At 69.5% G+C, this 21,383-nt stretch carries 21 protein-coding genes; 5 read left to right on the forward strand and 16 right to left on the reverse strand.

Going from position 1 to position 21,383, the window contains the following annotated elements; translation table 11 throughout:
• Nucleotides 1–17: 17 nt before the first annotated feature.
• A complete protein-coding gene (locus DJ019_RS19425; protein WP_111278220.1) occupies nucleotides 18–821 on the forward strand; it encodes a DODA-type extradiol aromatic ring-opening family dioxygenase in 804 nt (267 codons plus the stop codon).
• Between the two features lie 134 nt (nucleotides 822–955).
• Here DJ019_RS19425 and DJ019_RS19430 read toward each other — a convergent pair whose 3' ends face one another.
• The 4 genes from DJ019_RS19430 to DJ019_RS19445 form a co-directional block, all read right to left on the reverse strand.
• Nucleotides 956–3,358 carry an ATP-binding protein gene (locus DJ019_RS19430; RefSeq protein ID WP_133255338.1) on the reverse strand — a complete coding sequence of 801 codons (2,403 nt, stop codon included), beginning with the start codon at nucleotides 3,356–3,358 and terminating at the stop codon, nucleotides 956–958.
• 70 nt (nucleotides 3,359–3,428) lie between these two features.
• Nucleotides 3,429–4,133 (reverse strand): TrmH family RNA methyltransferase, encoded by a 705-nt coding sequence (locus DJ019_RS19435; RefSeq protein ID WP_111278373.1) that lies wholly within the window; start codon nucleotides 4,131–4,133, stop codon nucleotides 3,429–3,431.
• 89 nt (nucleotides 4,134–4,222) lie between these two features.
• Nucleotides 4,223–6,343 (reverse strand): M13 family metallopeptidase, encoded by a 2,121-nt coding sequence (locus DJ019_RS19440; RefSeq protein WP_111278225.1) that lies wholly within the window; start codon nucleotides 6,341–6,343, stop codon nucleotides 4,223–4,225.
• Nucleotides 6,344–6,455: 112 nt separating this feature from the next.
• Nucleotides 6,456–7,274, reverse strand: a complete 819-nt coding sequence (locus DJ019_RS19445; RefSeq protein WP_111278227.1) for an acyl-CoA thioesterase — start codon at nucleotides 7,272–7,274, stop codon at nucleotides 6,456–6,458.
• Between the two features lie 150 nt (nucleotides 7,275–7,424).
• Between DJ019_RS19445 and DJ019_RS19450 the strand changes: the two genes are divergently transcribed.
• Nucleotides 7,425–7,832, forward strand: coding sequence for a hypothetical protein (locus tag DJ019_RS19450; RefSeq protein ID WP_111278230.1), 408 nt, complete (start codon nucleotides 7,425–7,427; stop codon nucleotides 7,830–7,832).
• On the opposite strand, the gene DJ019_RS19455 is transcribed toward DJ019_RS19450, so the two are convergent.
• Together DJ019_RS19455 and DJ019_RS19460 are read right to left on the reverse strand one after the other, a co-directional pair.
• Nucleotides 7,829–8,599, reverse strand: a complete 771-nt coding sequence (locus tag DJ019_RS19455) for an SDR family NAD(P)-dependent oxidoreductase (RefSeq protein WP_111278233.1) — start codon at nucleotides 8,597–8,599, stop codon at nucleotides 7,829–7,831. The two genes, DJ019_RS19450 and DJ019_RS19455, sit on opposite strands and share 4 nt — an antisense overlap.
• A gap of 43 nt (nucleotides 8,600–8,642) precedes the next feature.
• Entirely contained in the window at nucleotides 8,643–10,049 is a 1,407-nt protein-coding gene (locus DJ019_RS19460; protein WP_111278236.1) for a malonate--CoA ligase, read from the reverse strand.
• A gap of 41 nt (nucleotides 10,050–10,090) precedes the next feature.
• Here DJ019_RS19460 and DJ019_RS19465 point away from each other — a divergent pair, with 41 nt between their 5' ends.
• Nucleotides 10,091–11,368 carry an amidase gene (locus DJ019_RS19465; protein WP_165844088.1) on the forward strand — a complete coding sequence of 426 codons (1,278 nt, stop codon included), beginning with the start codon at nucleotides 10,091–10,093 and terminating at the stop codon, nucleotides 11,366–11,368.
• Here DJ019_RS19465 and DJ019_RS19470 read toward each other — a convergent pair.
• The 4 genes from DJ019_RS19470 to DJ019_RS19485 all read right to left on the reverse strand — a co-directional run bounded on the left by DJ019_RS19470 (nucleotide 11,365) and on the right by DJ019_RS19485 (nucleotide 14,222).
• Nucleotides 11,365–12,057, reverse strand: a complete 693-nt coding sequence (locus tag DJ019_RS19470) for a phosphatase PAP2 family protein (protein WP_205854214.1) — start codon at nucleotides 12,055–12,057, stop codon at nucleotides 11,365–11,367. The two genes, DJ019_RS19465 and DJ019_RS19470, sit on opposite strands and share 4 nt — an antisense overlap.
• 47 nt (nucleotides 12,058–12,104) lie before the next feature.
• Complete coding sequence (locus tag DJ019_RS19475; protein WP_111278244.1) at nucleotides 12,105–12,293, reverse strand: hypothetical protein; 189 nt, start codon at nucleotides 12,291–12,293, stop codon at nucleotides 12,105–12,107.
• A gap of 106 nt (nucleotides 12,294–12,399) precedes the next feature.
• Entirely contained in the window at nucleotides 12,400–13,542 is a 1,143-nt protein-coding gene (locus DJ019_RS19480; RefSeq protein ID WP_111278247.1) for an L-lactate dehydrogenase, read from the reverse strand.
• A gap of 53 nt (nucleotides 13,543–13,595) precedes the next feature.
• Nucleotides 13,596–14,222, reverse strand: coding sequence for a hotdog family protein (locus tag DJ019_RS19485; protein WP_111278249.1), 627 nt, complete (start codon nucleotides 14,220–14,222; stop codon nucleotides 13,596–13,598).
• A gap of 311 nt (nucleotides 14,223–14,533) precedes the next feature.
• On the opposite strand from DJ019_RS19485, the gene DJ019_RS19490 reads away from it, so the two are divergent.
• Complete coding sequence (locus tag DJ019_RS19490) at nucleotides 14,534–14,866, forward strand: hypothetical protein (RefSeq protein ID WP_111278252.1); 333 nt, start codon at nucleotides 14,534–14,536, stop codon at nucleotides 14,864–14,866.
• Here DJ019_RS19490 and DJ019_RS19495 read toward each other — a convergent pair.
• The 6 genes from DJ019_RS19495 to rlmJ all read right to left on the reverse strand — a co-directional run bounded on the left by DJ019_RS19495 (nucleotide 14,863) and on the right by rlmJ (nucleotide 20,224).
• On the reverse strand, nucleotides 14,863–15,534 hold the full coding sequence (locus DJ019_RS19495) for a cytochrome b/b6 domain-containing protein (protein ID WP_111278255.1): 672 nt from the start codon (nucleotides 15,532–15,534) through the stop codon (nucleotides 14,863–14,865). The two genes, DJ019_RS19490 and DJ019_RS19495, sit on opposite strands and share 4 nt — an antisense overlap.
• Before the next feature lie 2 nt (nucleotides 15,535–15,536).
• A complete protein-coding gene (locus tag DJ019_RS19500; protein ID WP_111278258.1) occupies nucleotides 15,537–16,034 on the reverse strand; it encodes a c-type cytochrome in 498 nt (165 codons plus the stop codon).
• A gap of 65 nt (nucleotides 16,035–16,099) precedes the next feature.
• Nucleotides 16,100–18,127 carry an AsmA family protein gene (locus DJ019_RS19505; protein WP_240606552.1) on the reverse strand — a complete coding sequence of 676 codons (2,028 nt, stop codon included), beginning with the start codon at nucleotides 18,125–18,127 and terminating at the stop codon, nucleotides 16,100–16,102.
• Between the two features lie 138 nt (nucleotides 18,128–18,265).
• Nucleotides 18,266–18,826, reverse strand: a complete 561-nt coding sequence (locus tag DJ019_RS19510) for a sugar transferase (protein WP_111278380.1) — start codon at nucleotides 18,824–18,826, stop codon at nucleotides 18,266–18,268.
• Nucleotides 18,827–18,866: 40 nt separating this feature from the next.
• Entirely contained in the window at nucleotides 18,867–19,292 is a 426-nt protein-coding gene (locus DJ019_RS19515) for a hypothetical protein (RefSeq protein WP_111278260.1), read from the reverse strand.
• 104 nt (nucleotides 19,293–19,396) lie between these two features.
• Nucleotides 19,397–20,224: a 23S rRNA (adenine(2030)-N(6))-methyltransferase RlmJ gene (gene rlmJ, locus DJ019_RS19520; RefSeq protein ID WP_111278263.1), complete on the reverse strand. Its 828-nt coding sequence runs from the start codon at nucleotides 20,222–20,224 to the stop codon at nucleotides 19,397–19,399.
• A gap of 73 nt (nucleotides 20,225–20,297) precedes the next feature.
• On the opposite strand from rlmJ, the gene DJ019_RS19525 reads away from it, so the two are divergent.
• Nucleotides 20,298–21,365 carry a DNA topoisomerase IB gene (locus DJ019_RS19525; protein ID WP_111278266.1) on the forward strand — a complete coding sequence of 356 codons (1,068 nt, stop codon included), beginning with the start codon at nucleotides 20,298–20,300 and terminating at the stop codon, nucleotides 21,363–21,365.
• The last annotated feature ends 18 nt before the right edge of the window (nucleotides 21,366–21,383 follow it).

Below are 21,383 nucleotides of genomic sequence, written 5' to 3' on the forward strand. Positions count from 1 at the left end.
CACGGAAGGTCCCGAGCATGACGACCCTGCCAACCGTCTTCCTGCCCCACGGCGCCGGTCCCTGCTTCTTCATGGAGTGGGGGCGTGGCCCCACGGACACCTGGGACCGTACGGCCGCCTACCTGAAGGGTCTGGTGACCAGCCTCCCTACCCGGCCGGAGGCCATCCTGGTGATCTCCGGCCACTGGGAGGCGACCGCTTTCACCGTCGGTTCCGCTCCGCGGCCGGAGTTGATCTACGACTACTACGGCTTCCCCGAGCACACCTACCGGCTGACATTCCCGGCTGAAGGCTCGCCCGGTCTCGCGAACAGGGTCCAGGCTCTGCTCGCGGCCGCCGGCATCCCGGCGACGGCGGACCCCGCGCGGGGGTGGGACCATGGCGTCTTCATCCCCCTGATGGTCGCCACGCCCGACGCGGACATCCCCGTCGTCCAGCTTTCGCTGCGGGCGGACCTGGACCCGACCGCGCACCTGGAGGCGGGCCGGGCCCTGCGCCCGCTGCGGGACGAAGGCGTCCTCATCGTCGGCTCCGGCATGAGCTGGCACAACATGCGCGGCTTCTCGCCGGCCTTCACCGAGCGGTCGGCCACCTTCGACGCCTGGCTGGAAGCGGCCATACGGCGACCTCTCGGACGCGAACAGGCTCTCGCCAGCTGGACCGACGCGCCCTTTGCGAGGGACGCCCATCCGCGGGAGGAACACCTCCTGCCCCTCATGGTGGCGGCCGGCGCCGCGACCGGCGACCCTGCTACGGTCGCCTTCCGCGATACGGTCATGGACGTAGTGGTCTCGGCCATCGAATTCGGCCGGCCGGCCTAGAGCCTTTCCCGTTCAAACGGAATCGTTTGAACGGGATAAAAAAGCTCTAAATCAAATGTTTGAGCGCGTTCTGACCGCAAAACCGGTTCCCACTCTTGCGGAACGCGCTCTAGGCGCCTCGCCGCGGCCGTCGGTCACGCCACTGCGGCGCCTGGCGCGGCGTCGCGGTCGACGGCGGCCTGCAGAGCTTCATAGAGCCGTTGCGCCTCGATCGGCTTGGCCACGAGGGCGTCCATGCCCGATTGGAGATATTCCGCGATCTGGTGAGACATCGCGTTGGCCGTCAGCGCGACGATCGGCGTCCGCGCGCGCCCCTCGGAGCGCTCCCGCGCCCGGATCTGCGCCGTGGCGGTCGGTCCGTCCATGACCGGCATCTGGACATCCATGAGGATGACGTCCCAGGGCTCGCGTTCCCAGGCCGCCACAGCTTCACGCCCGTCGGCCACGATCACCGGATCGATCCCGATCTGGGCCAGCAGCGTCTTCAGGACGAACTGGTTCATGGGATTGTCCTCCGCGGCCAACACGCGAACGGTGCGGGCCCTGCGCCCGGACCCCCGCGCGGCGCGGCTTGCCGGAACCGACCCGCGCGACGTCCGCGAGGCCTTCGGCAGCGGCAGCGAGGCCGTGAACGTCGACCCCATGCCCGGCGCGCTGGTGGCGCGGATCTCGCCGCCCATCAGCTCAGCCAACTCCCGGCAGATCGCGAGGCCCAGCCCCGTTCCGCCGAACCGGCGGGTCGTCGACGCGTCGGCCTGCTCGAACTTGCGGAACAGACCCGCAAGCTGCTCGGCCGACATGCCGATCCCGGAATCGAAGACGGTCAGCGACAGATCGCCCTTCTCGCGACCGATGCGCACCTTCACGCCGCCCCGCTCGGTAAACTTCAAGGCGTTGGAGACCAGGTTCCACAGGATCTGGCGCACGCGCACCTGATCGCCCTCGTAAACGCCGCGGGCCGCGTGATCGACGCTCAGCTCGAAGTCCAGTCCCTTGGCCTCGGCGATCGCCTGGAAGGTGGCATGGACGGCCTTGGCCAGCGCGTCCACCTCGAAGGGCGCGGTCTCTAGCGTCAATTTGCCGGCTTCGATCTTGGAGAGGTCCAGGACGTCGTTAAGGATGGTCAGCAGGCTCTCGCCCGACTGCCGGATCACCTCGATACGCTCCCGCTGCGCTTCGGTCAGATCACCGTCCGCCGCCAACGCCTGCGCCATGCCCAACACCCCGTTCAGGGGCGTGCGGATCTCGTGGCTCATGGTGGCCAGGAATGCGCTCTTGGCCCGGTTGGCGGCCTCCGCGTCCTCCTTCGCCTGCACCATGGCGCGCTCGGCGGCCTTCTCCCGGGTGATGTTCCGCAGCGCGCCGACGAGCCGGACGGGCTTGTTCTCCTCGTCGAGGATCAGCTTCGTGGCCGCGGCGACCCAGACTTCCTCGCCGTCGGTGCGAGCGACCCGGTACTGAGGCCGGTAGGGCTCCCCGCCCTCGCGGTGGCGGCGCCACATCTCGAGCACCCAATCGCGGTCGCGCGGATCGACAGTGCTCCAGATGTCCTGCTCGAGGTCCTGGTAGGTCCTGGGGGGATCGAAGAAGGCCTCGGCGGAGCCGACCCTGAACAGCTCGCGACGAGCATAGTCCATCTCGAAGACGTGCAGTTCGGCGAGCTGGAGCGCCACCTTCAGGCGGTCTTCAGAGCGCTCGGAGGACTCCAGCGCCTCGACGTGCTGGGTGATGTCGTACCAGGTGATGATCAGTCCGGCGACGGCGCCATCCTTGTCGCGCCAGGGGCCGATCTGGACCCGCGCCCACTGGACGCCGCCGTCCGGCCGCGGAAGCTGCACCCGCTCGATGTTGTAGTCCTGGCCGGTCATGCAGTGTGCAAGGCCGCCCCGCCAGCGCTCGAACAGGTCGGGGCGGAGGTCGAAGATGTTGCGGCCGACGATCTCCTCGCCCTGCAGCCCGCGGGCTTCGATCCAGGGTGGGCTGGCGTAGAGAAGGCGGAATTCCTGATCCAGCAGCACCATCGCCACCGGCATCGCGCCCACGATCGCGGACACGGCCTCCTCGTAGCCGGCACGGGCCTGGCTGGCCCTGACCCGGGTCCACTCGTCGGCGACGAAGTCGGCCAGATCCTGCAGGTCGCGCAGCAGTTGATCGTCGCGCCGCCGCGGCTCCAGCCCCGCGACCCACAGCGCGCCGGGCGTCGTCCCATCGTCGAGCCGGATCGGCGCGCCGGCGAAGAACTGGACACCCTGCACGGTGACTTCCGGCTCGCCGCGGAAGATCCGATCCTCGCGAGCGTCTTCCACCCAGATGGCCTCGCCCCGGCGGATCACCTCGTTGACGCCGGCGCCCCGGCTGATGATCGCGATAGGCTGAGGCCGACTGCGCCAGTAGCCGTCTTCAGTGACGAGAGTGACCTGGGCCATGATCCGGCCGAACAGCGCGCGGGCCAGGCGGGTCGCCCGGTCGAAGACCGCCCGGGAGCTCTCTAGGCCCGGCGGCATGGCGGCTGCGTCTCCCGTCGGTTGGCGCGTCATCGGCCTGTTCCGGTGCGCGATGGCGCACCTCCCCCGCCGACGTTGTCGCCCGCAACCTGTTAAGCGGGCCTTAGCCGCCCACGCGCGCGAGGCGATGCAGAACGATGCCGCTGGTCGTCGCCACGTTGAGAGAGTCGAATCCACCCGACATCTCAATGCGTACGCCCCGGATTCGGCCCAGCACCTCCGCGGGCAAACCCGGCCCCTCGGCGCCGAACAGGGCGGCGGTCCGGCGGCGCGATGGGAATTCGTCCAGCGGGGTCTCGCCCCTTGGCGAGAGCGCCATGACATCGAAGCCGGCGCCCTGCAGAAGATCGACCATCTCCAGTGCAGACCCCGCACGCGCGAACGGGACGGACAGGACGCCCCCTACGCTGACCCGGATCGCCTTCCGGTAGAGCGGATCGCAGCAGGTGTCATCGAGCAGGATCGCATCGACGCCAAAGGCCGCGGCGTTGCGGAAGATCCCGCCCATGTTGTCGTGGTTGGCGATCCCGACCAGTCCGACCACAAGCGCCCGATCGGGCGCCTGGGCCAGCAGGTCCTCGGCGATGGGCGTCGGCCGCCGCCCCACCGCGAGGATGCCGCGATGGATCGGAAATCCGACCACCCTGTCCATCACGGCCTGGGTCGCGGCGTACACGGGCGTTCCCGGCGCCAACGGGGCGAGCACCTCGGCCAGGGCCTCCACCCGGTGTTCCGCGACCAGTACGGAGGCCAGACGCTCGGGCATCGACCGGGTCGCCTTCTCCAGGACGACCCGCCCCTCGACGATGAACAATCCGTCCCGGCCGACGAGGTCACGTTCCCGGACGGCCCGATAGGGTTCGAGCCTCGGGTCGTCCGGGTCGTCGATGCGCTGGACTACCAGATCTTCACCCGGTCGCTCGGCGCCAGATAGAGCTTCTGCCCCTCCTTGACCTCGAACGCCGGATACCAGGCGTCGAGGTTGCGGACGGTGACGGCCCGCCACGGCCCCGGCGAATGCACGCCCGTCACGATCTGCCGGCGCAACGCGGCCTCGCGGAACTTGCTCCGGTAGTTCTGGGCCCAGCCGAGGAAGAACCTCTGATCCGCCGACAGCCCACCCAGCACCGGCGCCGGCGCGCCCTTCAGAGACAGGTGGTAGGCGTCGTAGGCGGCGGCCAGGCCAGCCACATCGGCGATGTTCTCGCCCAGCACCTGCTGGCCGTTGAAGTGGAGCCCGGGCAGCGGCTCATAGGCGCTGTACTGGTCGGCCAGCTTCTTGGTCTCGGCCTTGAAGCGCGCCAGGTCCTCCGGACGCCACCAGTTGCGCAGGTTCCCGTCGGCGTCGAACTGGGCCCCCAGGTCGTCGAAGCCGTGGCTCACCTCGTGACCGATCACCCCGCCGATCGCGCCATAGTTCACAGCTGCGTCCGCGTTCGGGTCGAAGAACGTCGGCTCCAGGATGGCCGCGGGGAAGATGATCGAGTTCTGGCTGGGGGCGAACAGGGCGTTCACGGTCTGGGGCGTCATGAACCACTCCTTGCGGTCCACCGGCTTGCCCAGCTTGGCGACGTTGCGGCGGTATTCGAACAGAGAAGCGCGGCGCCAGTTGCCGTAGGCGTCGCCGGGCGCGATCTCCAGGCCGGAGTAGTCACGCCAGGCGTCGGGATAGCCGACATAGACCCGGAAGTTGGCCAGCTTCTTCCTGGCCTCGGCCTTGGTCTCCGGGGTCATCCACTCGAGCTTGTCGATGCGCTGACCGAAGGCGGTCAGGACGTTCTTCGCCATCTCCTCGGCCTGCGCCTTGTATTCGGGCGGGAAGTGGCGCTGGACGTACTGCTTGCCGATGGCCTCACCCAGGGCGGCGGACGTGAAATCCACGCCCCGCTTCCAGCGGTCGCGCTGCTGCGGCGTTCCGTTCAGAACCTGGCCGTTGAAGGCGAAGTGCTCGTCCACGAACGCCTTCGACAGGAAGGGCGCGCCGCGCTCCACGGCGTGGAAGGCGAGGTAGTCGCGCCACGCCTGCAGCGGCTGACTGGCGGTGAGTTTCGACATGCCCGCGATGGCCGGAGCCTGCCAGGCGCCGAACCTCGACTGGTCCGCAAGGCCGGCGCCCGCGAGGAAGGCGTCCCAGTCCAATCCCGGCGCCTTCTTGGCCAGTTCCGCGCGGGTCCACACGGTGTTGGACTTCGACACGTCCGAACTCTCGTCCACGGACACATGAGTGCGGGCGATGGCGGTCTCCAGGGCCACGACGCGCCCCGCCGCCGCCTCGGGGTCGGGATAGCCGGCCAGCTTCAGCATCGCCGCCACGTGCGCCTGGTACTTGCCGCGCACCTCCACGAAACGGGCGCTGTCGGCGAGATAGTACTCGCGATCGGGCAGGCCCAGGCCGCCCTGCATCAGGTAGGCGCGGTACTTGGTGGTGTCGTCCAGGTCTTCCGCGACCCAGAGACCGAACGGCCGCTCGGTGTAGAAGTTGGTCGCGTTCAGGGCGTCGGTGTCGGCCCGGATCGTCGCGCCCAGGATGCGAGACAGGTCCTGGCGGGTCCTGATCGCGCCGATCGCGTCGAGCTCGGGCTTCAGGGGCGCAGCGCCCAGTTGCTCGATCCGCGCCTCGTCCATGAAGCTGGAGAAGTAGTCGCCGATCTTGCGCGCCTCCGATCCCGCCGGAGCCTCGGCGTTCGCCGGATCCTCGATGATGGTCCGGGTCCGGGCGGCGGCCTTCTCGGCGATGATCGCAAAGCTCGTGAGGTTCGAGCGGTCGGCGGGGATCTCGGTGCGGTCCACCCACTTGCCGACCGCGTGCCGGAAGAAGTCGTCGCCCGCCACCACGCCGGTGTCCATGCCCGACACGTCGAAGCCGAACTCGCCGACCTGCGCCTTGGGGCGCTGCGGCGCCGCGGGCGGCGGCGCCTCGGCCATCGCCGCGGGCGGCGGCGGCGCGGCCGGCGTGGCGCAGGCGGAGACGAGGACGGCGGCCGATGCAGCGGCGAGCCAGGCGGAACGGACGGTCATGCGGAAAAGGACTCCCTCGGCGCGGGCCAGCCGCCCGCGCGTGCTTTGGGCTCTCTTACACCGGGCGTCACATCCCGCGCGCGTTACGGCTTTGTCATCCGCCGGAGCGTCATCACCGCTCCGTCACGCTTTCCCGGATGCGGACGATCAGCGACTGGCTGGCCGTGGCCATGAGTTCTCCGTCCTGGGCGAACAGGTACATCGCGCCATGGGCGAAGCCGCCGTGCACGCCGGTCATCCGGATGTCGCAGAGCACCCACTCCGTCGGCACGATCCGCCGGATGCGCAAGGTGTTGTCCAGGCTGTTGCCGCCCGCGTGCTTGCCCAGCGCCGCGCCGAGGCCTGACGGCACGAAGTCCGCCATGATCGCCAGCATCGGGGCGTCGATCGGGAAGCCCTCCCTGGGACGAACCCAGAGCAACGAGCGGCCATCGGCCTGGGGATGGCCAAGCCGGTCGCTGCCGTAGCGCCCGCGGGCGACCCGCACCTCGATCCGGCTGTGCAGCCCCTCCTCCGACCCACGCCAGTGGTCCGCGACCTCGCAGTCCTCCGGCGGCGGCGCCTCGGGCATCTCCAGCCACTGTTGCGACAGGTCGCTCGGTCGCGCCCCGAGCGCGGCGTTGACCGTCAGGATCTCCTTGTCGTCGACATGGCCGACCACCCGCGCCTGGGTGTTGTACTTGCCCTCGGCCGGCGTCCAGACGTCGAGGTCGACGATGCTCGGCGGGCGGGCATAGGAGAGGTACTGGGCCGTCGCCCAGATGAGCGGCCGCCCGCAGGTTCGCTCCATCGCCGCGACCGCCGAGGCCAGGCCGACGCCGCCGAACATGAACACGTTGCCGGGCGGGCCGACGCAGACCGATGGATCCAGCTGCAGATACCAGCGATGCGGATTGTGGGTCGGGCGCAGGTCGAAGAAGAGCTTGTCCATGGCCTGCGTTGTGGGGCCGTCGCCCGCCCCGATGCAAGACCGCGAAAGATTGCGCTGCGACGATATGCGCGCCATGCGCGAATTCGGACACCAGCCTTAAACCACGAACCTTAAGCCTGAAGTGACGCGCCCCGGTTAGGGTGGTCCTCAATGATGATCGGCCATCACATTCCGGCTCCGAACGCGGTGGCTCTGCCCCGTTCGCTTTACGTCCCGCTGGGCGCGGCGATGGGCGTCGCCGTGCTGGTCCTTTCGCTGACCCCGATCGCACAGCCGTTCATGGTGCGGCTCCTGATCTTCTACGCGGCGACCACCGCAGCCTACGTCCTGATGCCCTTCGCCCGGCGTGGCGACATCCCGCTGGTGGCGGCCTGGGTGGTCCTGCTGGCCGAGCTTGCCCCATGCATCGGCGGCCAGCTTATCTCACCGGCGAAGGTGGCCGCCGATGTGCTGGGCGTCCTGATGGCCGCGGGCCCGATCTATGTGGCGCGCCTGCGTCAGGTGCAGCAGGGCGACATCCGCCAAGGCGGACGCCGCGCCTCCGAGCTGAAGGTCTAGAAGTTGGCTCGGCGCGACAGGGCGCCGTCGACCACCATGTTGATCCCGGTCGTGAAGGCCGACCGCGGGCTGGCCAGGAACACGGTCGCGGCCGCGATCTCCTCCGGCGTGGCCATGCGGCCGGTCGGGTTGCGCTGGATCATCTGGTCGAAGAAGCCGGGCATGCCCCGCTTCACCTGACCCCAGACGCCATCCTCGAAGAACACCGTCCCCGGCGAGACCACGTTGCAGCGCACCTTCTTCGGCGCGTACTGCCGGGCCACCCCCTTGGCGAAGTGGATCTGCGCCGCCTTCATGGCGCCATAGGAGCTGGGATTGTCGGCCTCCGCCGCCGAGATCGAGGAGGTGATGACCATGCAGGCGTCGCCCCGGGATTCCGCGGCCTTCTCCAGGAACGGCAGGGCGGCCTCCAGCGTCCGGACCGCACCCAGGATGTCGATGTCGAACATCGCCTTCCAGGCGTCCTCGCCGTTGCCCTGCACGAGGGCGCTCGCGTTGGAGACCAGCACGTCGATGCCGCCCAGCGTCTCCCCGGCCTTCACGACGAACGCCTTCAGCCCTGCGCCGTCGGCGATGTCCACCGCCTCGCCGTAGGCCTTCACGCCCCTGGCCTGCAGGGCCTTCACCGCTTCGGCCACCTGCTCGGCGTTCCGGGCGCAGATGGCGACGTTGGCGCCTTCGTCGGCGAAGGCCTCGGCGATCGCCCGTCCGATCCCGCGCGTGGCGCCCGTGATCACCGCGGTCTTGCCCTTGAGCTGCAGGTCCATGCCATCCTCCCGGTTCTGCTGGGCGGCGAACCTGCACGAGCCGTCAGCGCTTGAACAGGTCCGCGAAACGATCCCGCAGCAGGTTCTTCTGCACCTTGCCCATGGCGTTGCGCGGCAGCTCGTCCACGAACACCACCCGCTTCGGCGCCTTGTAGGCCGCGAGCTGGCGGCGAGCCTCGGCGATAAGCGTCGCCTCGTCGCCCTGGCCCATAACCACCGCCACGACGCCTTCGCCGAAGTCGGGGTGGGAGACGCCGATCACGGCGCTCTCCGTCACGCCCGGAAGCTCGTCGAGCACCAGCTCGACCTCCTTGGGATAGACGTTGTAGCCGCCCGAGATGATCAGGTCCTTGGCCCTGCCCGAGATCCACACACGTCCGTCGGGATCGCGGCGCCCCACGTCGCCCGTGATGAAATAGCCGTCCGAGGTGAACTCCTCCGCGGTCTTTTCGGGCATGCGCCAGTAGCCGGAGAAGACGCTGGGGCCGCGAATCTGGATGATGCCCGTCTCCTCGCCGCCGCCGATCCGCAGGTCCACGCCGGGCAGCGGGAAGCCGACGGAACCGGCGATCCGCTCACCGTGAAGCGGATTGGTCGTGATGATCACCGCTTCGCTCATGCCGTAGCGCTCCAGGATCCGCTGGCCGGTGCGCGCCTCGAACTCTTCAAAGGTCGAAGGCAGCAGCGGCGCCGAACCCGATATGAACAGGCGCACGCCCGCCGACGCCTCACGCGTGAAGGCGGGGTTCGACAGCAGGCGCGTGTAGAAGGTCGGCACCCCCATCATCACGGTTGACCGCTTCAGTCCCGCCAGCACCTCCGCGTCGCTGAATTTCGGCAGCCACACCATCGGCGCGCCGCTGAGCAGCGCGCAGTGCAGCGCCACGAACAGGCCGTGGACGTGGAAGATCGGCAGGGCGTGCAGCAGCACGTCCTCCGACGTGAACCCCCACGCGGCATGCAGAGCCAGGGCGTTGTCGGCGAGGTTCCCATGGCTGAGCATCGCGCCCTTGGAACGCCCGGTGGTCCCCGACGTGTAGATCAGTGACGCAAGGTCCCCCGCATCCCGTGGCGTCGTATCGGCAATCGCCGGATGACGGCGCGCCTCGGCCACCCAGGCGGGCGGGTCGGTTACGAACACCTTCGGTTCGGCGTCGCCCAGGAAATAGTCCACCTCGGCGGGGGTGTAGGCGCTGTTGAGCGGCACGAACACCGCGCCCGCCTTGAGCACGCCGAGATAGATCATGATGACCTCGGCGCTCTTCTCGGCCTGAAGCGCCACGCGATCGCCGATCTGTACGCCCTCGGCGCGGAGCCGGCCGGCGACATGGGCCGCGCCCGCCTCCAGCGCGCCATAGCTGATGGCCGAGCCGTCGTTCAGCAGGAAGCAGGGCTTCGAACGGTCGTCGGGAAACCGGCTGGCGAGAAGGTCGTACAGATTGGCGGACATGACCCTTCCCTAGCCGATTTTCCGCGGCAATGGTCTCTCCGATGACACCGCAGCAGGCCCTCGATCGGATCCGCCGCTACGACGGCCGCCTCAACGCCTTCGTCCAGGTGTTCGACCCGCCGCTGGAGATCGGGCGGGCCCGCGGGCCGACCGTGGCGATCAAGGACCTGATCGACGTCGCCGGCGTCCCCACCGGCGGCGGCGCCCGCATCCCGCTGGACCCCAGCCCCGCCCGTCATGCGATCGTGGTCGAGCGCCTGCTGCAGGCCGGGTGGCGGGTGATCGGCAAGACGCAGACCGTCGAGCTCGCCTACGGGGGCTGGGGCACCAACCGGGCCGTGGGCGCGCCGTGGAATCCCTGGGATGCGGCGGTCCATCGGGCGCCGGGCGGATCTTCGTCGGGCTCGGCCGTCGCCGTGGCCGCAGGCCTCTGCGATGCGGCCCTGGGCAGCGACACCGGCGGTTCGGTGCGGATACCGGCCGCGACCTGCGGCGTCGTAGGGCTGAAGCCGGGGAGAGGCCTCGTCAGCCTCGAGGGGGTGCATCCGCTCAGCCCGTCGCTGGATACGGTCGGCGCGCTGGCCCGCGATGTCAGGACGGCGGCCTTGACCCTGGCGGCGATCTCCGGTCCGGACGGCGCGACCGCCGACCGCGGCCCCTTCGACGCCGAAGCGGCCTTGGGCGCCGATAGCGCGGGCCGTCGGATTGCCGCCATGCCGACGGAGGACCTGGCGCCGCTCGATCCCGAGGTGGCCCGCCTCTATGAGGAGGCCCTCGAGCGCCTCCGAGACGCCGGGATGATCGTCGAGATCGTCCGGCCGCCTCGGGCGCTGGAGGCGTCGTTCGGCCCGAATGGCTGGCTGATGGCCGGCGAGGGCTGGCGTATCTGGCGCGAGCGGATCGCCCACTATCGCGAACTCATGGACCCCTGGATCGTCCGCCGCTTCGAGGCCGGTCGAGAGGTCAGCGACGATCGACTGTCGGAAATTCATCTGGAGCGCGCCGCGAGCCAGGCCGAGGTGCGCGACTGGCTCGCCGGCTATCACGGCCTCGTGTCCCCGACCTGCCCGATCCCCGCCCCGCCGATCAATGGCGTCGACGAGACGATCTCGCCGCTGAGCCGCCTTACCCGCGCGGCCAACTACCTGGATCTGCCGGGGATCAGCGTCCCGTGTGGCCTGACCGCCGCCGGCCTGCCGGTTGGGCTTCAGATCCTGGGCAATCCGCGGGATGAGGCCGGCGTCGTGACGCTGGGGGCCGCATTCGAGAGGGTGTCGGGCTGGAACGGGCGGACACCCGACCTGACAGGGTTCGGCTAGCTCCCCCTGGTCGGCGCGTGCAGGAGCCGCAAGGCAAGCCAGGCCGCCAAGGCCCAGGCCGCCCCCAGGCACCAGCCCGCCAGGACATCGCTGGGCCAGTGGACCCCCAGGTACACGCGGCTGAAACCCACGCCCACAAGGACCGCGCACGCCAGGCCATAGGCCAGCGCCTTGGTTCGCCGGCGGGGCTCGAGGCTGGAGACCAGCATCGCCAGCGTCAGGTAGGTGGTCGCCGCCATGGTCGAGTGCCCACTTGGGAAGCTGCCCGAGTAGACGAACACCTCGTGCGGCACGAGGTCGGGCCGCGGCCTGTCGAACAAGGTCTTGGTGAGGTTGCTGGACAGGGTGCCGAGCAGGACGGTCCCGCCGAGGACCAGGGCATGCCGATAGCGGCGGTGGAAGGCGAACGCCAGGATACCAACGAGCGTCACCACCACGATCAAGGTGGTGCCGCCCAGCGCCGTGACGTCGCGGACCGCTTCTTCCAGGTCGTGAGAGCCGACGGGATTGTTGAGGTCGCCCGGCGTGCGAAGCGCCAGGACCAGACGACGGTCCAGCGCCTCCGTATCGCCCTCGACCATGTCATCGGCGAGTTCGACGAAGGACAGGACGGCCCCGCTGGCGAGGCCGAGCGCAATCAGCACCCGCGCTTCGAAGCGCTTGGCGAAGCGCCAGACAGTGTCGAACACAGTTTGCGACATCTCTTGAAGCTAGGGTCCCGCCAGGGCGTGGGCAATCAGGCCCTGGCCGACAGCCCGAGGTCTACGCCGGCGCTCTGCAGCGTCACATTCACGGCCGCCTGCGCGGCCGCCTGGGTCGCATGCGCCCCGTCAGCCACCGTCACGCCATCCTCGTCATAGACGCTCCAGCGCCAGACGTCCTCGTCATGGCTCAGCGAATAGGCGAGGTACTTACCGTCACGCATACCCGTCCTCCGTCCCGAGCGGGTTCAACTCGTACGAAATCAAACGGTTTCGCAGTGCACAATAGATTTCGCGTGATCGGGAGATCGGCTCGCGCGATGCGCGACCTCAGCCGTTGTCGAGCAGGGTCCTGCCGGCGTCGCGGGCGTTGTTGCAGCCGGTCAGGGTCATCGCCACGGCCAGCTCCGCCCGAAGGGTGTCGAGCATCCTCTCGATCGCCGGCTGCCCGCCGGCGCCCAGCGCCCACGCCCAGGCGCGGCCGACGAAACAGGCCTTGGCGCCCAGGGCGAGCGCCTTGAGGACATCCAGGCCCGATCGGACACCCCCGTCCATGAACACATCCAGATCACCACCCACGGCGTCAGCGATGGCGGGCAGCACCGAGATCGAGGAGCGCACGCCGTCGAGCTGGCGTCCGCCATGGTTCGAGACGACCAGCCCCTGAGCCCCTGCGCGGACGACGTCGCGGGCATCCTCGACGTCCAGTACGCCCTTGACGACGATCGGGCCCTCCCAGTTCTCCCGAACCCAGTCGATGTCCTTCCACGTGACCGAGCGGTCGAAGTTGCGGGCGATCCACGCGAGGAAATCCGTGACGCGCCGACCTTCCTTCACCGCCGCCTGCACCGATCCCAGGGTGTGCGGACGCCCGTTCACGAAGACGTCCCAGGTCCAGCCGGGGTGGGTGATCCCGTCCAACGCCTGGGTCATCGCGGCCTTGAGCGGCGTCGAGCCGGTGAATCCCGATCGGATGTCGCGATAGCGCGACCCCGGCAGCGGCAGGTCCACCGTGAAGACCAGCACCGGGCAGCCCGCCGCCTTGGCCCGCGCGAGCAACTCGCGCATGTAGCCGCGGTCCTTGAGCATGTAGAGCTGGAACCAGGGCGGCGTGCCCGTCGCGGCGACTTCCTCGATGGAACAGACACCAACCGTGGAGAGGCAGAACGGCACGCCGGCCGCCGTCGCCGCGCGGATCGCCTGGGTCTCGCCCCGGCGACCGTACATCCCCGCCATGCCGACGGGCGCGAGGCCAACCGGCATCTTCAGCGTCTGGCCCAGGGTCTGGACGCTCATGTCGAGCTGGGTCATGTCGCGCATCACCCGCTGGCGCAGCGCGATGGCCTCCAGGTCCTCGACGTTCCGGCGCAGGGTCACCTCGGCATAGGATCCGCCGTCGATGTATTCGAAGAAGATGTTCGGCAGGCGCCGGCGCGCCAGCTCGCGATAGTCCGAGACCGAAGCCGCCCGCATCGATGATCCTCCCGCCGCCCGGTTTTGGAGCGCAGGGGGCCTGGGCGCAAGCGTCAGACGCCGCCAGCGCCGGGAGGCACACCGGCGGCAGGAGGAAAGGCGCCCATCACGATCCAGACCTGGTGCGCGAGGCCGGCCAGGCGGCCTTCGCCATCATAGAGCGCGACGCCGGCGACTTCCTTGCGCCCCTCCTTCGAGATCGGCCAGGCGACCACGACATACTCCTCGCCAGCCCGCACCGGCAGCAGCACCTCCGCGGTCATGGTTCCGAGCAGCGCGCCGTGACGCCCCTCCTTCTCGACCCAGGCGAAGTAGCCCGGGCAATCCAAGGCGGCCCACACGACCTCGGACGCGACGAGTCCGTCCTCGCCCGCGAAGTTGGCGTGCGGCGTCCAGGTGCAGGCGACGACGCCGAGATCGGCGCCCTCCAGCCGTCCGGGCAGCACGCGCAGGCCATCGCCCTCCTCGCGCGCCGTTCCGCAGGTGAAGCAGATCGGGTGGATGCGCTGGGTGAGCCCCACATGCCGGGCCGCGGCGGCGCGGGCCGCCTCGAGGCTCGGCGCCGGCGGGGGCGTGGGAAGGTCCTGGGTTGCGGGCCGCCCCTGGGCGATCAGCGCGCCCTCCCCGCCCAGCAAGGCCTGTCCGCCCTCGCGGGACTCCAGGTCGAGTTCGGCGTCCAAGGGGATCGGGGCCCGCAACACCGCGGTTGTGGGCCCTTCGTGTCCCCTGGCGAGGACGCCACAGACATACCCCCCGTTGCCGGAGTTCGGCGGGCCGCAGAATTGGCGGCCGATGACGATCTTGCTCAAAATCGGAAACCCAAGCGAAGAATGAACCGGATGAATGGCGGCGGCTTTCTCACGCTTGCGTCGCGGAATGGAAGCCAAAACCGTGATCGCAGCGTTGGACGCGGCCACGCGCCGCGCTAAAGGCAAGCCATGCGCCGCGCTTCGCGGCCGGAACGACAAGACACCTTCGACGGAGACACCTGGTGAGCAACCGGATCGAACGCCCCTGGGCCCTGATGCGCCATCACGCGGGCTGGGCTGACGTCTTCCACATCGAGAGCGAGACGCCGGATTCGATCACGGGATTCTACCCGGATCGCGAGACCGTGGGCCCGCCGGTGAACTATTCCACCCGCGCCGTGCTCGCCCGCTACTCGACGCTGGAAGCCGCCCGCGCGGCGCGCGAGGAAGCCGTGGCCGAGTGGCGCAAACACGACGCCGCCGTGCGCGACGCCGAGACCAAGCTGCGGGAAGCCGAGAAGCTGCGGGAAGACGCCTGGCTGACCTGCCTGCGCGACGCCGCCGAGCGCAGCTAGAGCCTGAGCCCCTTCGACACGAACCAGGCTGCGGCGCCGGCCAGCACGGCGCCCAGCACCAGGCTCCACCAAGGAGCCTTCGACAGGCCCGGGTCCGACGGAAGCCAGCGGCGGCCGGTGATCATCGGCCGGACGAGGTTCGTCTTCTTCCAGACGAGGTAGTAGGCGATCGCCGCCAGATGCAGCGCCACCAGGGCCTGCAGGATGCGGAAGATCAGTTCGTGGATCTCCGCGATCGCCCTGCCCGTCTCGAAACTGACGCGATCCGACAGCGGCCCACCCTCGAAGGCGTCGATATCGACCGTGAACAGGCCGGTCGCGACCTGGGCGAACAGCACTGCAAGTATCGCTACAACGCTCAAGGCTCCGAGCGGATTGTGCCCCGGCGTCACGGACGCCTCCCGACGCCCGAGGGTCTTCAGGTAGGCCAGTGTGGCGCCCGGCCCCTTCACGAAGCTGGCGAACCGCGCCGCGCCGCCGCCGGCGAAGCCCCACCACAGGCGGAACAACAGCAGGCCGAGGATCGCGTAGCCGCTCCAGCGATGCCAGTTCAGGTGATCTTCAGACGACCACCAGGAGAACAGGATCAGGGCGACGAGGGCCCAGTGGACCAGGCGAACCGGCGCGTCCCACAGCCTGACGCTTACGCCTGCCGACGGGCCGGGCACGATCAGCCCTTCTTCTCTTGCCGGTATTTCTCGTGACAGCTCTTGCAGGCCATGAAGGTCTGTCGCGTCTGCGCCTTCACGGCGTCCACGTCACCAGCCGCCGCCAGTTGGCTGAGTTTCGCCGCCTGGGTCTGGAAGTTGGAGCTTGCGGCGGTGAAGCCCGCGGCGTCGGTCCAGATCTCGGCCTTCGCCTCGCTCATCGGGCGCGCCTGCACGCCGCTGCCCCGCGGAAACCAGGTGGGCAGTCCCTTGGCCAGGGTGGCGATGGTGTTGGCGTTGCTGGTGAGCACCGCCTTGGCCGGCTGCGGCTTGCGAAGCTCGTCGTTGATCGCCTTGAAGGCGCCGCCCAGCTTCTTGAAGTTCTCATGCCGGGCATAGGCCGCCTTCGTCGCCGCGCTGGCGTTCGCCGGCATCACGTCGTCGTGAGCGATCGCCCCGCCGGCGGCCACGGCCGCGCCGATCCCCAGCGCAATCGCCAGCATCGCACCCTTGGTCATCATCGTCGCGTCACCCTTGCTGGACCCACCCTTGAGCTCCGGAGATTGACGGGCTGGTCGCCGTCCCGTCAACGGCCTGCGCCGCGGGTGTTCGCCTGCGCCCCAGCGGCGCCCGCCGCGCCCATCAATGCGGCGCAGTTGGCGTCCTTGGCCAGGCCAGGGTCGACGAACGGCAGGATGGCGGCCAGCGGCGACAGCAGGGCGCCAAGCCCCGCCGCGACGCCGCCCTGCGCCACCACCGGCCCCGCCTCGACGCCCAGCCTCGGCGCCATCAGCGGCCCCTCGGCCTTCACGGGGACCAGGGCCCGCACCAGCCGGAACTTCTTGTTGTGCCCGCGCAGGCGCAGGTCGATCCGTTCGGACGCGAGGTTCACCACGCCTTCGCCCTTCACCAGGACAGGGCCGGTGTCAAAGACGATATTGTCGGCGCGCATAACGCCATCGCGGGTCCGGAAACTGGCGACGGCGCAGCGGATGGGCGTCGTGGAGGTGTCCTTCTCCAGCAACAGACCCAGCCCCTTCACCACATTCACGCCCATCAGCTCGGCGAACGCCTTCCTGATCTCGCCATCGGCGGACGCGACGACGACCTGGCCCTCTGCGCTGGCGAAGGTCTTGTGGACGCTATCGCCCCGGCCCGACAGCTTGGCTCGCCCCACCAGCGGACCACGCACTGCGGAACCGCCGTCGTAGCTCACAGGGATCAGTGTCTCGATGCGGCTATTGAGGAGCCGAAGGTCAAGATCGGTGGCAGGCGTCGGACCACGGGCGTTCAGCACGACCTGGCCCTCCACGCGGCCCTGGGGCAGATCGAGCCGCACGGGATCTGCCCGCATCAGCCCGTCGGTGAGCCTCACCCGCACCTGCCCCGCGGTCAGTTTGACCGGCGTGTCGCGTATCGACAGCGCCCGATAGCTCACATCGGCGTCCATCGCGCGAATGCGGGACACGTCGAGCGGCGCATCGGGGAAAAGCCGCCGCTGCGCCACCATCCTCCGTGCGATGACGGCCTGTTCGGGTGATACGGTCTCACCTGGACCTGTCTTGGGAGCGGCGCCGAACAATGGACCGAGGTCGTCGAAATCCAGGCTGGTCGAGCGGAGCTCGGCCTTGAGGAAGGGGCGCTCCGCACCCGTATCCACCGAGACATCGCCGGCGAGATCGCTGTCCCCGACCCGGCCGGCGAGGTTCTCGATGCGCCAGACCAGCTGGTCACGCACGATCCTGCCTCGCAGGCTGTAGGGCGGCGTATTCGGCAGGGCCACGCCCGTCAGTGGGAACAGGTCGGCCAGATCCGGCCCGCGCGCCGTCGCGACCATCTGGAACCGGGCGAGATCGAACGGACGCGGCACGTCGCCTCTGGCGGTGATGAACGTCCGCCCCGCGCGGATCTCGGCGTCGAAGGGATACGGCCGGCTCCGCTCGATGTTCAGCAGGGGGCCGCCCGTCACTTCCGCGCGGAAGGGCGCCCGGTTGATCGTCCCCTGCCCCACGAGCTCGAAGCCGCGATTGCCGCCTCCAAGCTGCTCGCGCGCACTGATGGCGCCCTGGAAGCGGACGTCGCGGCGGGCGTCGAGATAACTGAGCCGCCCGTCCTTGATGAGGAAGCTATGGACCGGCGGCAACCGCGCAGGCTCACGGACGCGCCCGTCCGAGAAGTCCCAGTTCCGTCGGCCGGTCTTGTCCGCGATCAGCGCGAAGGAGGGGCGATCGATGCTGAGCACGCGCATATCCACGTCCCCCCATAGCAAGGGGATCATCCGGACCTTCACCGCCAGGCGCTCGATCGAGCCGAGCTTCGCCGGGCCGGCCCACGACGGGTTCGCGATGCTGATGCGTTCGATCGTCATGCCTGGCTGCCATGACCACAGGCTGACGTTCAGATCGCCGGCGATCTCCACCTGCCGGTTGAGGCGCGCCGACGCGAGCCGCTCCAGGGGCCCGCGGAACCAGTTCCAGTCCCAGATGGCCACGAGGATCGCCGCGGCGACGGCCAGCAGCGCGACGACGGAGCCCGCGACCGTCAACGCCTTGCGGCCTGGCCGGGGGATCGACGGGCCCCGCTGGCGCAGCGGCGTCCAGACACGCGCCCTCAACGAGCGCCGCTCCGTCTGCTGGAGCCTGTTGCGGGCCGCTGGCCGGCGGGCCTGGGGAGGTTGAAGCGGATTCTGGCTCACGGGCGGGATCTCCGGGAGCCGTCAGAACGCCTCGGCCGGGCCTCCGTTGCCGTTCTTTCAGTGACTTACGCCACGACCCGTCAGCGCCACCCGCGCAGTGGCCAGCAGGATCGCGAGGTCGAATCCGAACGACATCCGGTCGAGATACTCCCGGTCCAGCCTCACCTTCTCGGCGATCGGGAGTTCGTCACGGCCGTTCACCTGGGCCCATCCGGTCACGCCTGGACGCAAGTCGTCGACGCCCGCGGCCGTACGAAGCGCCACGAGATCATCCTGGTTGAACAGCGCCGGACGCGGCCCCACGAGGCTCATGTCGCCGGTGAGGACACTCCAGAGCTGCGGCAGTTCGTCGAGGCTGGAGCGTCGCAGGAACCGGCCAAGCGGCGTGACCCATCGCGCCGGGTCCTCCAGCAGGTGGGTCGCCACGTCCGGCGTATCGGTACGCATGGTCCGAAACTTCGGCATGGCGAAGATGCGGTTGGCCCGACCGACCCGCCGGGACCAGTGGATCGCTGGGCCGGAGCTGTCCAGGCGCACCGCCAGTGCGAGCGCCAGCAGCAGCGGCCAGGCCAGCGCGAGGCCGGTGGTCGCGATGACGATATCGAAGGCCCGCTTCAGCACCCGGTCTTGTTAGCCCTGCCCGGCGCCTCGCGCCAAGTCAGGCGTCGGCGTCGCCCGACGGGATCGACTTCCGCGGCTTGATCTTCGCCTCGGTCGGCGCTGGAGCCTCGACCGCGTCCAGGAGCGGGACGGCTGGAATCGCCGCTTCGGCGTTCGCGACCTCGGCCGGCGGTTCCTCGGGCAGGACCTCGGCGACGGGCGCAGGCGGGGGTTCAACGACGTCATCCGCCAGAGCCTCCAGAACCGGACTGATCGGAGCGGACTCGCCACCGACGGGTTCGAGCTCCGCCGCCACGGTGTCGATCACCATGTCAGGCGCCAGGGCGCGTCCGCCGAACAGCGCTTCCAGGTTCGCAGGGCGCGCCCAGCGGGTCATCCACCAGTAGGCGACGCCGGCCGAGGCGGCCGCGCCGAAGTAGCTCCACAGCGGCGAGGCGACGCCGACCAGGAGCTGTGGGCTCATGCGAGTTTCAGATGTGGGGGGAAAGTCGAACATCGCCATGGGGGTCTCCCTGTGCGGATTGTGCACCGCAACATAACACGCCCCGACCGTCGTGAGTTGCGAACTTATTGTGGCGTGAGCGGATAGACCCGTGCGCCCCCACCGGCGCCCAAAGCTTGCGCGACCCAGCCGCAGATCTCGGCAAGCGGGCCGGACAGATCGGGCCCGCCCACGAGAACGAGGGCGCAGCCGTTCATCTTCATGGGATCGCTCAAGGGCTTCACCCGCGTCTCGGCGACGAGCATCGGCGCGTCCACCTCGTCCTCCAGGTCCCGCAGGAAGGCGTCGAGCGTCTCCAGATCCTTGATCGGCAGCCAGACCAGCGCCTGGGCCGCGGGATTCCGCCGCCGCACCGCCACCAGGGCGTCGACGATGCGCTCGTAATCGTCCGGTTTCTCGAACGGCGGATCGATGAGGACCAGCACGCGGCCGTTGGGCGGCGCCTCGGCCGGGGCGGCCGCATAGCCGTCGGCGTTCAGCGTCCGCGCCTGCGGTCGCTCCTTGAGCGTCGCGCGCAGCGCATCGTGCTCTTCCTTCCGCAGTTCGCAGGCCAGATACCGATCGCCAGGGCGCAGGGCCTCGGCGATCAGCCACGGCGAGCCGGGGTAGCGCCTGACCTCGCCGCCCCGGTTCAGCGCCAAAACGGAGCGTTTGAGGGACGCGAACTCCGCTGGCGCGTCCCCGGCCCGCATGAGCCGCACGATCCCCGCCTCGGCCTCGCCCGACTTCCGCGCCTCCGGACCCGCCAGGTCGTAGAGGCCCCGACCCGCATGAGTGTCGATCACAGTGAGCGGGCCGCCCTCGGCGGTCAGCTCGGACAGCAGGCGAAGCAGCGCCGCATGCTTCACGAGATCGGCGAAGTTCCCGGCATGGAAAGCGTGGCGGTAGTTCAATCTGATCCTGCGACGACTGAGAGGAACTCGGGCCCCGCATACCACGTTGCCGAGCCGCCACGAGAGGCCCGGGATGCCGAACAATACTAGCGCCGATCCGCTGCCCAGGGGCCTGACCTATGTCACGGCCGACGACCCCGGCATACGCCGCAAGCCCGCCCGAGGTCATGGCTTCAACTACGCCGACGCCGAGGGTCGGCCCGTCCGCGATGAGGCGACTCTGGAGCGGATCCGCGCGCTCGCGATCCCGCCCGCCTGGACCGATGTCTGGATCTGCCCGGACGCAAGCGGCCATATCCAGGCCGTCGGTCGCGACATCAGGGGCCGCAGGCAGTACCGCTACCACGCGCGCTGGCGACAGGCGCGCGACGGCGACAAGTTTGACCGCCTGATCGCTTTCGGACGGGCCCTCCCCAAGCTGCGGCGCCGCGTGGAGTCCGACCTTTCGCGGCGTGGCCTGCCTCGAGACAAGGTGCTCGCGGCTGTGGTCCGGGTGATGGAAACCACGCTGATCCGCGTGGGAAATCGGGAGTACGCCCGGCAGAACAACAGCTTCGGCCTGACGACTCTGCGCAACCGGCATGTGAAGATCGGCGCGGCTCGCGCGGTCTTCGAGTTTCGCGGCAAGAGCGGCAAGGTCCACCGGACCGGCTTCAATGATCGGCGACTGGCGCGCATCCTCAGGGCCTGCCAGGACCTGCCCGGCCAGCGCCTGTTCCAATATCTCGACGACGAGGGCGAGCGACGCGCCATCGAGAGCGCTGATGTCAACGCCTACATCCGGGAGGCGATCGGCGAGGAGTTCTCGGCCAAGGACTTCCGCACCTGGGCTGGCACCGTCGCGGCGGCGCAGGCCCTCATGCTCAGCGAGCCGTGCGCGTCGGCGGCCGAGGCGAAGCGGACCATCAATACCTGCGTCAAGGCTGTCGCAGGCCTGTTGGGCAATACGGCGGCGGTGGCGCGGAGCGCGTACATCCATCCCGCGGTGATCAGCGCCTATGAGCAGGGTCGGCTCGAGTTGGGCGGCGGCGCGGGAGACCGGGCGTTCGAACTGGCGGTCCTGCGCTTCCTCGAGGCCATGCGCGACGGCGACGCCCCTACCGCCGCCCGCGCGACACGCCGCATGGCGAAGGCCGCCTGACGCTGCGACAGCCTCGCG

The sequence above is a fragment of the Phenylobacterium kunshanense genome, from assembly GCF_003254525.1.
In the GTDB taxonomy this organism is placed as follows: Bacteria; Pseudomonadota; Alphaproteobacteria; order Caulobacterales; family Caulobacteraceae; genus Phenylobacterium; species Phenylobacterium kunshanense.

Bases quoted from the DNA above. Each gene is read 5' to 3' on its own strand.
- DJ019_RS19425 (WP_111278220.1), top strand. From the start codon at position 18: ATGACGACCCTGCCAACCGTCTTCCTGCCCCACGGCGCCGGTCCCTGC.
- DJ019_RS19455 (WP_111278233.1), bottom strand. From the start codon at position 8,599: ATGGACCTGCAGCTCAAGGGCAAGACCGCGGTGATCACGGGCGCCACG.
- DJ019_RS19465 (WP_165844088.1), top strand. From the start codon at position 10,091: ATGACACCGCAGCAGGCCCTCGATCGGATCCGCCGCTACGACGGCCGC.
- DJ019_RS19515 (WP_111278260.1), bottom strand. From the start codon at position 19,292: ATGAGCCCACAGCTCCTGGTCGGCGTCGCCTCGCCGCTGTGGAGCTAC.
- DJ019_RS19460 (WP_111278236.1), bottom strand. From the start codon at position 10,049: ATGTCCGCCAATCTGTACGACCTTCTCGCCAGCCGGTTTCCCGACGAC.
- DJ019_RS19500 (WP_111278258.1), bottom strand. From the start codon at position 16,034: ATGATGACCAAGGGTGCGATGCTGGCGATTGCGCTGGGGATCGGCGCG.
- DJ019_RS19475 (WP_111278244.1), bottom strand. From the start codon at position 12,293: ATGCGTGACGGTAAGTACCTCGCCTATTCGCTGAGCCATGACGAGGAC.
- DJ019_RS19430 (WP_133255338.1), bottom strand. From the start codon at position 3,358: ATGACGCGCCAACCGACGGGAGACGCAGCCGCCATGCCGCCGGGCCTA.
- DJ019_RS19450 (WP_111278230.1), top strand. From the start codon at position 7,425: ATGATGATCGGCCATCACATTCCGGCTCCGAACGCGGTGGCTCTGCCC.
- DJ019_RS19445 (WP_111278227.1), bottom strand. From the start codon at position 7,274: ATGGACAAGCTCTTCTTCGACCTGCGCCCGACCCACAATCCGCATCGC.
- DJ019_RS19440 (WP_111278225.1), bottom strand. From the start codon at position 6,343: ATGACCGTCCGTTCCGCCTGGCTCGCCGCTGCATCGGCCGCCGTCCTC.
- DJ019_RS19480 (WP_111278247.1), bottom strand. From the start codon at position 13,542: ATGCGGGCGGCTTCGGTCTCGGACTATCGCGAGCTGGCGCGCCGGCGC.
- DJ019_RS19525 (WP_111278266.1), top strand. From the start codon at position 20,298: ATGCCGAACAATACTAGCGCCGATCCGCTGCCCAGGGGCCTGACCTAT.